The organism is Actinomadura parmotrematis, assembly GCF_019458805.1.
In the GTDB taxonomy this organism is placed as follows: domain Bacteria; phylum Actinomycetota; class Actinomycetes; order Streptosporangiales; family Streptosporangiaceae; genus Spirillospora; species Spirillospora parmotrematis.
Genome location: NZ_JAIBOA010000030.1, coordinates 50,789 through 63,806 on the forward strand (window position 1 = coordinate 50,789; position 13,018 = coordinate 63,806).

The 13,018-nt window shown below is 74.3% G+C and carries 14 protein-coding genes; 2 read left to right on the forward strand and 12 right to left on the reverse strand.

Annotation, left to right across the window (positions count from 1 at the left end):
- Positions 1–3: 3 nt before the first annotated feature.
- The gene (locus K1Y72_RS32480) at positions 4–879 is read left to right on the forward strand and encodes an LLM class flavin-dependent oxidoreductase (protein ID WP_220170359.1); all 876 of its coding nucleotides are present in this window, start codon (positions 4–6) and stop codon (positions 877–879) included.
- Positions 880–883: 4 nt separating this feature from the next.
- Here K1Y72_RS32480 and K1Y72_RS32485 read toward each other — a convergent pair whose 3' ends face one another.
- The 7 genes from K1Y72_RS32485 to K1Y72_RS32515 form a co-directional block, all read right to left on the reverse strand.
- Positions 884–1,282: a YkvA family protein gene (locus tag K1Y72_RS32485; protein ID WP_258574327.1), complete on the reverse strand. Its 399-nt coding sequence runs from the start codon at positions 1,280–1,282 to the stop codon at positions 884–886.
- Positions 1,283–1,328: 46 nt separating this feature from the next.
- Complete coding sequence (locus K1Y72_RS37450; RefSeq protein ID WP_220170360.1) at positions 1,329–2,192, reverse strand: helix-turn-helix domain-containing protein; 864 nt, start codon at positions 2,190–2,192, stop codon at positions 1,329–1,331.
- Between the two features lie 57 nt (positions 2,193–2,249).
- The gene (locus K1Y72_RS32495; RefSeq protein WP_220170361.1) at positions 2,250–2,987 is read right to left on the reverse strand and encodes a hypothetical protein; all 738 of its coding nucleotides are present in this window, start codon (positions 2,985–2,987) and stop codon (positions 2,250–2,252) included.
- A 111-nt stretch (positions 2,988–3,098) separates the two neighbouring features.
- Complete coding sequence (locus K1Y72_RS32500; protein ID WP_308287333.1) at positions 3,099–4,505, reverse strand: aldehyde dehydrogenase family protein; 1,407 nt, start codon at positions 4,503–4,505, stop codon at positions 3,099–3,101.
- A gap of 73 nt (positions 4,506–4,578) precedes the next feature.
- A complete protein-coding gene (locus K1Y72_RS32505) occupies positions 4,579–5,043 on the reverse strand; it encodes an NEW3 domain-containing protein (RefSeq protein WP_220170362.1) in 465 nt (154 codons plus the stop codon).
- A 108-nt stretch (positions 5,044–5,151) separates the two neighbouring features.
- The gene (locus K1Y72_RS32510) at positions 5,152–5,862 is read right to left on the reverse strand and encodes a hypothetical protein (protein WP_220170363.1); all 711 of its coding nucleotides are present in this window, start codon (positions 5,860–5,862) and stop codon (positions 5,152–5,154) included.
- A 5-nt stretch (positions 5,863–5,867) separates the two neighbouring features.
- The gene (locus K1Y72_RS32515; protein ID WP_220170364.1) at positions 5,868–6,566 is read right to left on the reverse strand and encodes a hypothetical protein; all 699 of its coding nucleotides are present in this window, start codon (positions 6,564–6,566) and stop codon (positions 5,868–5,870) included.
- A 241-nt stretch (positions 6,567–6,807) separates the two neighbouring features.
- Here K1Y72_RS32515 and K1Y72_RS32520 point away from each other — a divergent pair, with 241 nt between their 5' ends.
- Complete coding sequence (locus tag K1Y72_RS32520) at positions 6,808–7,281, forward strand: hypothetical protein (protein ID WP_220170365.1); 474 nt, start codon at positions 6,808–6,810, stop codon at positions 7,279–7,281.
- On the opposite strand, the gene K1Y72_RS32525 is transcribed toward K1Y72_RS32520, so the two are convergent.
- The 5 genes from K1Y72_RS32525 to aceA form a co-directional block, all read right to left on the reverse strand.
- The gene (locus K1Y72_RS32525) at positions 7,275–8,237 is read right to left on the reverse strand and encodes an ABC transporter ATP-binding protein (protein WP_220170366.1); all 963 of its coding nucleotides are present in this window, start codon (positions 8,235–8,237) and stop codon (positions 7,275–7,277) included. The genes K1Y72_RS32520 and K1Y72_RS32525 overlap by 7 nt on opposite strands.
- A 2-nt stretch (positions 8,238–8,239) precedes the next feature.
- Entirely contained in the window at positions 8,240–9,043 is an 804-nt protein-coding gene (locus K1Y72_RS32530) for an ABC transporter permease (RefSeq protein WP_220170367.1), read from the reverse strand.
- A complete protein-coding gene (locus K1Y72_RS32535) occupies positions 9,036–9,824 on the reverse strand; it encodes an ABC transporter permease (RefSeq protein WP_220170368.1) in 789 nt (262 codons plus the stop codon). The genes K1Y72_RS32530 and K1Y72_RS32535 overlap by 8 nt, the downstream gene beginning before the upstream one ends.
- 91 nt (positions 9,825–9,915) lie before the next feature.
- Positions 9,916–11,424, reverse strand: coding sequence for a M1 family metallopeptidase (locus K1Y72_RS32540; protein ID WP_220170369.1), 1,509 nt, complete (start codon positions 11,422–11,424; stop codon positions 9,916–9,918).
- A 277-nt stretch (positions 11,425–11,701) separates the two neighbouring features.
- Positions 11,702–12,985, reverse strand: a complete 1,284-nt coding sequence (gene aceA, locus K1Y72_RS32545) for an isocitrate lyase (protein ID WP_220170370.1) — start codon at positions 12,983–12,985, stop codon at positions 11,702–11,704.
- Between the last annotated feature and the right edge of the window lie 33 nt (positions 12,986–13,018).

A 13,018-nucleotide genomic window follows, 5' to 3' on the forward strand; every position in this document is an offset into this window, starting at 1 on the left:
CCGGTGAGCGCACCGCGGGTGGGCGTCGTGATGTGGCCGACGCAGTCCTGGCCGCAGGCCGGGGAGCAGTGGCGGCGCGCCGAGGAGCTGGGCTTCGACACCGCCTGGGTGTACGACCACACCGCCTGGCGCGGCCACACCCCCTGGTACGACGCCTACACCACCCTCGCCGCGGCCGCCGCGACCACCTCCCGCATCCGCCTCGGCACCCTGGTGACGTCCCCGAACCTGCGGCACCCCGTCCTCGCCGCGCACGCCGCCAAGACCATCGACCACATCAGCGGGGGGCGCCTCACCCTCGGCGTCGGCGCGGGCGGCGCCAACCGCACCTCCGACGGCGACATCCTCGGCGGGCCCGAGCTGACGCCGCGGCAGCGCGCCGACCGCTACGCCGAGTGGACGACGCTGCTCGACCGCATCCTGCGCGGCCCCGAGACCAGCTTCGAGGGCGAGTACTACGAGGTCCGCGAGGCCTTCACCGGTCCCGGCTGCGTGCAGCGGCCGCGCGTCCCGATCTACGTCGCGGGCACCGGTCCGCGCGGCGTCGCGCTGGCCGCCCGCGTCGGCGACGGCTGGATCATCGACAGCGGTGCCGCCGTGAACAAGGGCGGCGACCTCGCCGCCGTCGTCCGCGACAAGGTCGCGCTGCTGGAGCGGTCCTGCGAGCGGGAGGACCGCGACCCGCGCGACGTGCGGCGGCTGCTGCTCACCGGGTTCAACGACGAGCCGTGGCTGGAGTCGCCGCAGACCTTCGCCGACCTCGCCGGCCGCTACGGCGCGCTCGGCATCACCGACATCGCCGTGCACTGGCCGCGGCCGGGCACCCCGTGGGCGGCCGACGAGAGCGTGTTCGAGGCGATCGGCCCCGGCCTGGCCTAGACCGTCAGGCGGGCGGCAGCGCCTGCCCGTGGCGGCGGCGGTACTCCTGGCCGAACGCGAACAGCAGCCAGGTGAGCGCGCTCGCGTCGTCGACGATGCCGATCGGCAGCAGGAAGTCGGGGACGAGGTCGATGGGCGAGACGATGTAGACGACCGCCACGATCATCGCGATGATCTTGCCTTTGCCGGTCTTGTAGTAGCCCTGCGCCGCGCGGCCGCGCAGGCCGGTGCCGCCGGTGCGGCGGGCCCGCCGCAGCTGCAGGATCGCCGCGATGACGAGCACGGCCCCGGCGGCCATCGCGATCGCCCCGGCGAGGGTGAGATCGACGCCGCCGAGGTCGCCGCGCACGTAGAACGCGAGCGTGACGCCGACGACCATCAGCAGCAGACCGGCCCAGACCATGTCGCACCTCCACGAGTCGCTCCCGGTATAGCCCGGAGGAGCCGTTTCATGCGGGTGCGGGGTCCGAGCGCAGGTCGGCGGTGGTGGAGAGGGATCCGGACTGCGCCACGAGCAGCCGCGTGGGGGTGCAGCCGGCCAGCGCGCGGAACTCGCGGTTCAGGTGCGCCTGGTCGGCGTAGCCGCACGACGCCGCGACCGCGGCCCAGTTCTCGGCGCCCGCGGACGCCGTCTCCAGGGCGTGCTGGAACCGCAGCACCCGGGAGGCGACCTTGGGCGGCAGCCCGACCTGCGCGCGGAAGCGCTCCGCCAGATGGCGGCGGCTCCAGCCGACCTCGTCCGCCAGCCGCTCGACCGGGACGCCGCCGTGCGCGGCGGCCAGCAACCGCCACGCGCGCCGCACCTCCGGCGCGGGGGAGGGGCCGATGTCCAGCCGGTGCAGCAGGAAGCCGTCGAGCAGGTCGAACCGCTCGGGCCAGCCGGGGGCGGCCGCCATGCGCTCGACGAGCTCGCCGAAGCCGGGACCGCACAGCTCGGCGGGATCGGTGATCCGGTTGGTGAGGTCGGACATCGGCGCGCCGAGCAGCGTGTAGGCGCCGAGCGGCGTCAGGTCGAGCTGCACGCCGCGCTGGCCGCCGGGGCTGGTGTAGGAGCCGTGCCCGTCGTGCAGGCCGGCGACGAACGAGGCGAAGGCCGCCTCGGGCGCGGCGGGCGCCTCCAGGCGGAGCGGCGTGCCCAAGTTGACGATCAGGACGGCGGACCGCGTCGGCAGCGTCCGCACCCGCTCCGGCGCGTCCGCCCGGCCTCGGTACCCCACATAAACGCGCAGGAAGGGGCGGAGCGCCGGGTGGGGCGGGGACGTCGCCCGCCGCCAGCCGCCGCCCACGTCCACCACGACCGGTCTTCGGCCCACGGGGCCAGTGTCGCACCGGGCACCGACAGAACAGCGGCGGCGCCTCCTCGTGGACGCCTACTCGTAGAGCTGCCCGCAGGCGAGCATGCGGCAGAGGTCGCCCCACCCGAACGGTGCGAGGTCGCGGACGGGCGAGCGGGCGGGGCCGCCGGCGCGCGGTTCGCGGGCGCCGTCGCCGGCGTCCCAGCCGCCGACGCTGCCGGCGACCGCGCACTCCAGGTAGGTGGCCGGGTCGAAGTTGCACCAGCGGGCGGGCGTCGCCCGGCGGCCCGACCCGGGGGGCCGCGGCGCGTCCGCGCCGAAGCGGGCGCGCGGCCCCGGGGGAGCGGTGACGAAGTCCTCCAGGTAGGCGATCTGGGACAGCACCACCCGCTCCCAGTCGGCGTGGGACGACGGCTCTCCGCGCGGCAGCGTGAAGTCGGTGACGGTCCAGGCGCCGTTGTAGGGGACCGGCGGGACGAGCTGCGCGGCGCTGAACAGCGCGGCGACGTCGTCCGGCGAGAGCTCGTCGCGGTCGGCTAGGGGGCCCGCCGCCCGCCACAGCCCGCGCAGGTACCCCGACAGCGACCAGGAGGCGGCCCGCAGGTCCTGCCCGAGGCGCAGCAGATGCAGGTAGAGGTCGCGGTTGGTGCGCAGGACCGGCTCGGCCGGGCCCGCCACCCAGTAGGTCTGCTTGTGGGGGACGCCGCTCTCGAACACCAGCAGCCGCGCGAGCGCGCCCGCCCGCGAGGCGTGCGAGCCCATCGGGTACTCCACGCCGTTGTCGTCCTGGCGCATGAGCTCCCAGGTGCCCATCCGGCCCTCCCCTCACGCGCGGCGCGGCGGTCGGCGCGCCGGTGCGCAAAGTGTCCCATCAAGGGACGGGCCGGTGCACCGGGCGGCGCGGCCCGGTGCACCGCGGCCGGATCAGCCCTTCGAGCGGTGCAGCACCTGCAGCTCGGTGAAGCCGTAGAGGCCCCACGGGCCGTTCTCGACGCCGACGCCGCTCCACTTGAACCCGCCGAACGGCTGGTGGGGGGCGAGCGCGAGGTGGGTGTTGACCCAGGCGGTGCCGCACTCCAGCCGCGCGGCGACCTCGCCGGCGCGGTCGGCGTCGGCGCTCCACACCGAGCCCGACAGGCCGAACTCGGTGCCGTTGGCCTGCGCGACCGCCTCGTCCACGTCCCGGTAGGGCAGGACCGGCAGCGCCGGGCCGAACTGCTCCTCGACGACGATCCGGGCGTCCGGGGAGACGTCGGTGAGGATGGTCGGCTCGAAGAAGTAGCCGGGCCCGTCGACGGGCCCGCCGCCCGCCGCGGCGCGCGCGCCCCCGGCGAGGGCGTCGGCGACGAGCTCGCCGACCCGCTCGAACTGCGGCCTGTTGTTGACGGGTCCGTACTGCACGCCCTCGGTGAAGCCGTCGCCGACCTTGACGCCGCGCGCCTTGGCGGCGAGCGCCTCCACGACGTCGCCGTGCAGCGCCTCGGGCACGTACACGCGCTTGATCGCCGAGCAGACCTGGCCGTTGTTCATGAACGCGGCGCCGAACACCCGGTCGGCGACGGCGGCGGGGTCGACGTCGTCGAGCAGGATCGCCGCGTCGTTGCCGCCGAGCTCCAGCGTGACGCGCTTCAGGTCGGGGGCGGCCGAGGCGGCGACCCGCTTGCCGGTCGCGACGCTGCCGGTGAAGCTGACCTTGCGGGGGACCGGGTGCGAGGTCATCCACGCGCCGAGGTCGTCGCCGCCGCTCACCACGTTGAGCACGCCGGGCGGCAGCACGTCGCGCAGCACCTCGCCGAGCTTCAGGCTGGACAGCGGGGTGTAGGGCGAGGGCTTCAGGACCAGGGTGTTGCCGGCCACCAGCGCGGGCGCGATCTTCCAGGCGGCGAGCAGCAGCGGGTAGTTCCACGGGGTGATCGCGGCGACCACGCCGAGCGGGCGGCGGTGCACCTCGACGCGCGCGGCGGCGTCGTCCTGGATGACCTCGGGGGCGAGCTCCAGCTCGGCGTAGTACTTCAGCCAGACGCCGGCGCCGACGACCTCCATGGTCGCCTCGGCGAGCGGCTTGCCCTGCTCCAGGGTGAGGATCCGGCCGATCTCCTCCGACCGCGCGAACAGCACGTCGGCGGCGGCGAGCAGCGCCTTGCGGCGGGCCTGCTCGTCGCTCCGCCAGGCCGGGTAGGCGTCGCGGGCGGCCGCCATCGCCGCGTCGAGCTGCTCGCGGGACGCGTCCGGGGCCCGGTCGGCGACCTCGCCCGTCGCGGGGTTGACCACCCCGAACGTCGCGGGCGCGGCCACCGCCCGGCCACCGATGGTCATGGTGTGCTCTGACACGCCGATCCTCCTTCGCGGGGCATACCGAACGCGATTCAGTATTCACCTCGCGGGGCCCGGCGGCCACCCCCGGTCAGCGATGCCGTACGACGGCGAAGCGCATCCCGGCCGACGGACCGCGGTGGTCGACGCCGTTCGCGGCGAAGCGCGTCACGGCGCTCAGCCGGGCGGGGCCGAAGCTCGGGCGGTGCGGCACGGTGAGGACGATCCGCGCGGTCCGGGCGGCGCCGGGCGCGAGGCGGCCGAGCGGGCAGCGCAGCCGCCCCGCCGCGATCAGCGCGCAGGAGCCGCTGTACCAGGACCAGCCGGCGGGGACGCGCGCGTCCAGCACGACCCGCTCGACCGGCAGGCCGCCGAAGTTGCGCACCTGCCAGGTGACGGTCTGCGTCTCGTCGGGAACGGCACGCCGGTGCTCGGCCCGGCCGCCGATGCCGAGGTCCAGCGGGCGGGCGGCGGCCCCGGCGGGACCGGGCAGGAGGACGGGCGCGAGGAGGGCTGGAACGGCGAGCAGGACCGTCGCGGCGGTACGGGGACGCATGCGCCCACGCTAGCCAGGGGTGACGGTCCGATCACGCATCGGCGCCGCGGGCGGCGAAAAAGAACCGCCCGCCGGGCGAGGAACCCGGCGGGCGGCGCGTGCGGGACGTCAGGACGCGAGGATGCGGTCGAGGAACTGGCGGTAGCCGCGCAGGGCCAGCCGCAGCTTCTCGGTGTCGGACGGGCTGTCGCCGCCCGTCCAGGAGTCGTCCAGGGTGGCCTTGTGCTTGGCGAGCGCCTGGGTGAGGGCGTCCACGACCTCGTCGGTGAGGTCGCCGGCGCGCTGCACCGCGTCGCCCGGGTCGTCCACGAACGCCGACTGCAGGTCGTGCCAGCGGTCCTTGAAGCGGTCCGCCTCGGCCGGGTCGAGGATCCGCTCGATGGGGCTCTCGCCCGCCGGGTCGGACGGGATGCCGGCCGCGGTCTCGGTGGAGGTCTCGGCGGAGGCCTCCGCGGGGGCGTCCGCCGAGGTCTCGTCGGCGTACTCGTCGGTGCGGTCGTCGGTGCGGTCGTCGTCGTTGCGGTCCTCGCCGGTGCGCTCGTCCGCGCGCTCGTCGGCGGAGACCTCGTCGGTGCTGGTCTCGCCGGCGCGCTCGCCGGTTCCGGCCTCGGCCTCGGTGCGGCCGAACTCGCCGGTGCCGGTGCGGTCGCGGCCGGCGTCGTCGCCGTCCTCGTCGTAGCGCCGCTCCTCCTCGTACCGGTTCTCCTCGTAGCCGCCCTCGCCGGCGGGCCCGCCGGCGACGCGGGTGTCGCCGTTCTCGGCCGTCTCGACGGGGTGGCCGTGCTCGTCACGGCCGTCGTTCAGATCGCGGTCGGTCATCGTCGTCAGCTCCTCGGGGTCTGCTCGTCGTCGCGCCGCTCGGCCGCGGCGCGGTCGCGGTGCCCGCGGTCGCCCTCGGCGCCCACGGGCTCGCCGGGCGCGGTGCGCTCGGCGGGGGACTCGTCGGGCCGGTCCGCGGTCTCCACGGCGGGCGCGGTGGCGCGCTCGTCCGCCGGCACGGCCAGCAGGTCCTCGAACAGGGCCCGGTAGTGCACCATCGCCTGGCGCAGCTCCTCGGTGGGGGCCTGCTTGGCGCCCGCCCGCTCGCTGATCTCGTGGGCGCGGCGGTAGTGGTCCAGCGTCCGGCCGTGCTCGACCGACAGGTGCACGACGTTCTCGTCGAAGTCGCCGGTCGGGTAGCCGCGCTCGCCCATCGCCCGGGTGACCAGCCGGTCGGCCTCCTCGACGGCGGCCTCGGGCGCGTCCACGAACCGCTCCTGGACCTTGGTCCACTCCTCGCGGTACTCCTCGCGCCGCGCCGGCTCGAGCTCGCGCAGCTCCAGCTCCTGATGGCGCCGGCTGCGGTCCTGCAGCTCCTTCTCGGCGGCGCTCCGGCTGCCCTGCTGCTCCACGGTGCGGTCGTACTCGGGGCCGAACTGCTGTCGCAACCGCCGGGAACGCGACCGGGACCAGACCAGGTACCCGACCACGGCGAGGACGGCGACGATGACGACGGCGACGACGACCCAGACGGCGGTCGACATGGTGTCCTCCAACGTGCGTCGTGATGAATGCCACGCCGATGCCCTCACAATCGCACTCAAAACGGGCGCGGCCCCCCGGCGGGCGTTCCCGCAGGTGAAGGGGAGGGCCCACGGCGCGCCCTGACGCTCCGTCATGACGGATAAAGGAGGATTTACTGCGCCGGTGCGGGATCGCGTGCTGTGATGGGCGGGCGTGGTCCGCGGTCCCGGAGGCGGACCGTCCGATGGGATGTGATGCGCGGTGCGGCATACGTTCGGCCTGTTCCTCGGCGTCCTGCTCACCCCCGCGCTGCTGTACGGCACGGCGTGGGGCTACGTCCAGGCGGGGCAGTCCTTCGACGGCATGGGGCAGCAGATCACCGACCGCACCCGCATCTACGGGGCGTTCGCGCTGCTCGCCGCGGTCGGCCTGGTGACGGGCGTGGTGATCGTGGCGCGCTGGGCGTCGCCCCTGGTGTCGCTCGTGCCGGCGCTCGCGCTGCTCGGCCTGTCGGCCTGCTTCCTCATCGACCCCGCGCGCGCCCTCGGCCTGCCCGCCCGGGTGCCGCCGTCGGGCGACCTGGACTTCGGCCTGCGCATGCTGCTCGGCACCGGCGCCTACGCGATGCTGGGATTCGCGCTGCTCATGCCGACCTGGGCGCCGCGCCGCTGGGGCGCCCGCCGCGACGAGGACGAGGCGCCCGTCTACTACCAGGACCAGCGGGCCGGCTACTGAGCGCGGTAGGCGCGGTCGCCGCGGTACAGCCGCGCCACCACCTCGTCGATGCCGGTCTCGCGCAGCGCGATGTCGCGGACCTCGTGGCCGGCGGCGAGGCGGGCGATGACGGCGGCGGCGCTCTCGCCCTCGGGCAGGCGCAGCCACTGGCGCGGCCCCTCGACGCGGTCCACCGCGACGCCGGGCAGCCGGAGCGGTGGCCCCGGCCGGGCCAGCTCGACGACGAGCAGCCGCTCGCCGCCGACCTCGGCGCGCAGCCGGTCCAGGTCGCCGTCGAAGGCGAGCCGCCCGTGGTCGATGATGAGGACGCGCGGGCAGAGCCGCTCGATGTCGCCGAGATCGTGCGTGGTGAGCAGGACCGTCGTGCCGCGCTCGGTGTTGAGGCGCTCCAGGAAGCCGCGCACGGTCGCCCGGCTGACGACGTCGAGGCCGATCGTCGGCTCGTCCAGGATCAGCAGCTCGGGCGCGTGCAGCAGCGCGGCGGCGAGGTCGCCGCGCATGCGCTGCCCGAGGCTGAGCTGGCGGACCGGGGTGTCCAGGAAGGGCGCGAGCTCCAGCAGGTCGGTGAGCTCGGCGAGCCGCGCCCGGTGCGCGCGGCCCTCCACCCGGTAGAGGCGCCGGGCGAGGTCGAGGCTGTCGCGGAGCGGCAGGTCCCACCAGAGCGTGGTGCGCTGCCCGAAGACGACCCCGATGCGGCGGGCCAGCGCGGTGCGCTGCCGCGACGGGTCGAGCCCGCACACCCGCACCGTCCCCGCCGACGGGGCGAGGATGCCGGTCAGCATCTTGATGGTGGTGGACTTGCCCGCGCCGTTCGGGCCGAGCAGCCCGACGAACGCGCCGCGCGGCACGGTGAACCCGAGGTCGCGGACGGCGTGCACGACGGTGCGGGAGCGGCGCAGCCGCCCCGTCCGGCGGCGGACGGCGAACGCCTTGGCGGCGCCGGTGACCTCGATCATGGTCAGCTCCCGGTCGAGCGGTGGCGGCGGAGGCCCGCCCGCCACGCCGCCGCGGCGGCCGCGCAGACGAGCGCGGCGACGGCGGGGGAGGTGAAGCGGGCGGCGGCGGGCAGGCCGAGCGGGTCGGGGCGGTCCAGGACGTAGAGCGCGGGCTGCCAGTTGACGAAGGCGAGCGGCACCACGAACGTCACGCCGCGCACGAAGTCGCGGGCGAACATCGTCATCGGGTACTGGGTGAGGAACGCGCCGCCGTAGGTGAACGCCTTGGTCGCGCCCTGCCCGTCGACGAGGACGAACTGCAGCGCGGCGGTCAGCACCCAGATCCCGCAGAACAGCGCGGTGCCCGCGGCGACCATCAGCGGCAGCATCGCGATCCGGCCCGGCGTCCAGTGCGTGTGCAGGCGCGGGAGCGCGTAGGCGAGGACGACGGCGGCGGGGACCAGCTTGCCGAAGCGGCGCGGCGAGAACTCCTCGGTGGCGATCTGGACGAGCGGGCTCACCGGGCGGACCAGCATGACGTCGAAGTCGCCGGCGCGGATGCGCTCGCCGAGCGTCTCGGACGTGCCGAGCAGGACGTCCGACACCGTGAACGACAGCGACGACGTGCCGTACAGCAGCAGCACCTCGGGGGCGGTGAACCCGGCGATGCGCGGGGCGTGCGCGAACAGCATCGCGATGCCCGCGACGTCCAGCGCGGTGACGGCGGCCGCCCCGGCGGCGAGCAGGGCGAGCGACACCGGGTACTGCGCGGCGGCGCGCGTCCAGGTCCAGGCGAGCAGCGCGTAGGCGCGCGCCGCGTCACCCACCGTGGATCACCAGCCGGCGGCGCGCGCGCCGGGTGGCGAGCGCCCCCGCCGCGAGCAGCGCCGCCGCCCAGGCCGCCTGGAACGCGAGCGCGGACGCGAGCCCGGCGCCGGTGCGCTTGCCGAGGAACACCTCGGCGGGCACCTGGACGAGCGCGGACCAGGGCAGCGCGCGGGCGACGTCGCCCGCCGGGCCGGGGAACACCACCAGCGGGACGATCATCCCGGACAGGAACAGCGACAGCACCAGCGCCACCGACGCGAGGCCCCGGTCGTCGTGCAGCCAGAACGCGCCGAGCGCCACCAGGTAGCGCAGCGCGAACCCGGTGACGATGGCGAGCGCGAACGACGGCACGCACGCGGCGAGGCCCGCCGGGCCGGGCGCCCGCAGGTCGAAGGCGAGGAAGCCCGCGGCGAGCGGCAGCCCGCCGCGCAGCACGAGCGACCCGGCGGCGCGGCCGAGGTCGTCGGCGAGCCACCACGCCTGCAGCCCGGCCGGGCGGTACAGGTCGATGGCGACGTCGCCGGTGCGGATGCGCCGGGACAGCTCCAGGCCGCCGAAGATCTGCACCGGCCCGATGAGGGCCTGGGTGAGGAAGGTGAACGTCACCGCGTCGGTCGCGTCGTAGCCGCCGAGGTGCGGGCGGGCGGCCCAGAGCGCGGTGAGCACGTAGGCGCGCAGGAAGCCGAACACGGTGTTGGTGACGGCCTCGGCGAGGGAGGCGAGCGGGTAGGCGGTGTGGCGGCGGAACGCGTACCAGGCCACCCATGCGAAGACGCCCACTCGCCGGAAGCCTAGGGCGGAAGGGGCGCCGCGTCACGGCGGAGGCCGGAACCGGCAAGCGCCGGTCCCGGCCTCCGCGCGGTGCCGCCGGTCAGATGGCGGGCTTGGTGGTGGAGTAGATCCAGGCGTTCCAGAAGGCGGTGAGGTCCTGCCCGGAGACCTGCTGCGACAGCGCGACGAACTGCTCGCTCGTGGCGTTGCCGTAGCGGTGCTGCTTATACCAGGTCCGCAGCAGGGTGAAGAACTTCTCGTCACCGATCTTCTCGCGCAGGAACTGCAGCGCCATGCCGCCGCCGCTGTAGACGCGCTGGTTGAACATGGTGTCGCGCTGGGGGTCGGCGGTCTTGACCGACCAGAACGGGTTGCCCGCCGGGTCGGGGTAGACGCGCGCGTTGTAGGTGAGGCGGGCCTGGTCGGCGACGGTGCGGCCGCCGTTCTTCTCGGCCCACCACCACTGCGCCCAGGTGGCGAAGCTCTCGTTCAGCCAGACGTCCTTCCAGCGCTGCGGGGAGACGGCGTCGCCGAACCACTGGTGGGCCAGCTCGTGCGCGATGGTGCCGGTGCTGCGGACGGCCGAGTAGACCGGCTTGCTCTGGGTCTCCAGGGAGAATCCGAGCGGCTGGTCGTTGTAGCGGGCGTCGTCGGCGATCGCGCCGGTCGTCTCGAACGGGTAGGCGCCGAAGGTGTCGTTCCACAGGTCGGTGGCCTGGGCGGTCGTGTCGTAGAAGAAGTCGACGGCGGTGGGCTGGGCGGCCAGCAGCGTCGGGTCGACCGCGACGTAGTTGTTCAGGCCGCCGGGCGTCCGGCCCTCCTTGACGGTCCACTTGCCGATGTCGATGGTGGTCAGGTAGCTGGCCATCGGGCGGTTCTCGCGCCAGGTGAAGGTGTCGGACGGGGCCTTGGCGGCGCGGCGGCTGAAGGCCGTCACGCCCGTCCGCTTCCCGCCGGGCAGGCCGTTGGCGACGACGGTGAGGCCCTTCGGCACGGTCACCGTGTAGTCGTAGGTGGCCTTGTCCGAGGGGTGGTCGTTGACCGGGAACCAGGTGGAGGCGCCGTTCGGCTCGCCGCCGACGAACGCGCCGTCGGGGGTGTGCAGGAAGCCGTAGGGCGAGCCGAACACGATGGGGGAGCCGACGATCGTCTGCGGCACGCCGCCGTAAGCGATCTCGACGGTGAAGCGGCTGTTCTCGCGCAGCCCCTTGGCGGGGGTGATCACGAGCTCCTGGCCCTTGCGCGTGAACGACGCCCTCTTGCCGTTCACCTTCACCCGGGCGACGTCCATGCCCGACAGGTCCAGGTCGAAGCGCGACAGGTCCTGGGTGGCGCGGGCGGTGAGGGTGACGGTGCCGTCGAGCTGGTCGTAGTCGGGGTCGTAGGCCAGCTTCAGCGAGTAGTGCCGGGCGTCGTACCCGCCGTTGCCCTCCAGCGGGAAGTAGGCGTCGCCGACGCCTTCCGCGCCGGGCGTGTAGTGCGGGCGGGCGGCGGCGGACGCCGCCGGGGCCAGGGCGACCACGGTGACCGCGGCGAGCGCGATGGGGAGGGCACGGCCGGGGGCCGTGCCGAGGCGGAACGGTCGGTGCCGGGGGTGGCGCGTCGCCATCTTCTCGATCCTCTCCCTTGAGGTGATCTTGCAGCATGTCCACGATGCAGCGGTTTGATCGATATGTCGAGAAGGTTCGCCGACTGTGGCCGCGCGGATGGCCGCGGATGGCCGCGGGCGGCGGGGGAGGCGGCCCGGGACCGGGCGCGGACGCGCGAAGGCCCCCGCCGAGGTGTAGGGATCGGCGGGGGCCTCCGATGACCGGTCCGGGGACCGGCCGCCCTCAGTTCGAGCCTTGAGAGCTGAGGTTCACAGGGGACCTGCGGTCAGGGGGCGATCAGTGGAACTGGCCCTCTTCGGTGGAGCCCTTGAGCGCGGTGGTGGACGAGTCCGGCGCGATCGCGGTGCTGACCAGGTCGAAGTAGCCGGTGCCGGCCTCGCGCTGGTGCTTGACGGCGGTGAAGCCGCGGTCGGCCGAGGCGAACTCGCGCTCCTGCAGCTCGACGTAGGCCGTCATGCCCTCGCGGGCGTAGCCGTAGGCCAGGTCGAACATGCCGTGGTTCAGGGCGTGGAACCCGGCCAGGGTGATGAACTGGAACTTGAAGCCCATGTGGCCGAGCTCGCGCTGGAACTTGGCGATGGTCGCGTCGTCCAGGTGCGCCTTCCAGTTGAAGGAGGGCGAGCAGTTGTAGGCCAGCATCTGGTCCGGGTACTCGGCCTTGACGGCCTCGGCGAACTTGCGGGCCTGCTCCAGGTCCGGGGTGCCGGTCTCCATCCAGATGAGGTCGGAGTAGGGCGCGTAGGCCTTGGCGCGGGCGATGCAGGGCTCGATGCCGTTGCGGACCCGGTAGAAGCCCTCGGCGGTGCGCTCGCCGGTGGTGAACTCGCGGTCGCGCTCGTCCACGTCCGTCGTGATCAGGGTCGCGGCCTCGGCGTCGGTCCGCGCGATGATCAGGGACGGCACATTGGAGATGTCCGCGGCGAGGCGGGCGGTGTTGAGGGTCTTGATGTGCTGCGAGGTCGGGATGAGGACCTTGCCGCCGAGGTGGCCGCACTTCTTCTCGGAGGCCAGCTGGTCCTCCCAGTGCACGCCCGCCGCACCGGCGGCGATCATGCCCTTCATCAGCTCGAAGGCGTTCAGCACGCCGCCGAAGCCGGCCTCGGCGTCGGCCACGATCGGGGCGAGGTAGTGGACGTCGCCGCTGCCCTCGGACCACTGCACCTGGTCGGCGCGCAGCAGGGCGTTGTTGATGCGGCGGACCACCTGCGGCACCGAGTTGGCCGGGTAGATGCTCTGGTCGGGGTAGGTCTGGCCGGCCAGGTTGGCGTCGGCGGCGACCTGCCAGCCCGACAGGTAGATGGCCTTCAGGCCGGCCTTGACCTGCTGGACGGCCTGCATGCCGGTGAGCGCGCCGAGGGAGTGGACGTAGTCCTCCTCGTGCAGCAGCTTCCACAGGCGCTCGGCGCCGAGGCGGGCCAGCGTGGCCTCCTCCTGGACCGAGCCGCGCAGCTTCACGACATCCTCGGCGGAGTAGGTCCGCTCGATGCCCTTCCACCGCTCGTCGGTGGCCCACTGCTGCCGCAGCTCGTCGGCTGCGCCCTTGAGGCGACTGTCGCTCATGTTCTCGCCCTTCTGTGTCGTCCCCTGGGTGCT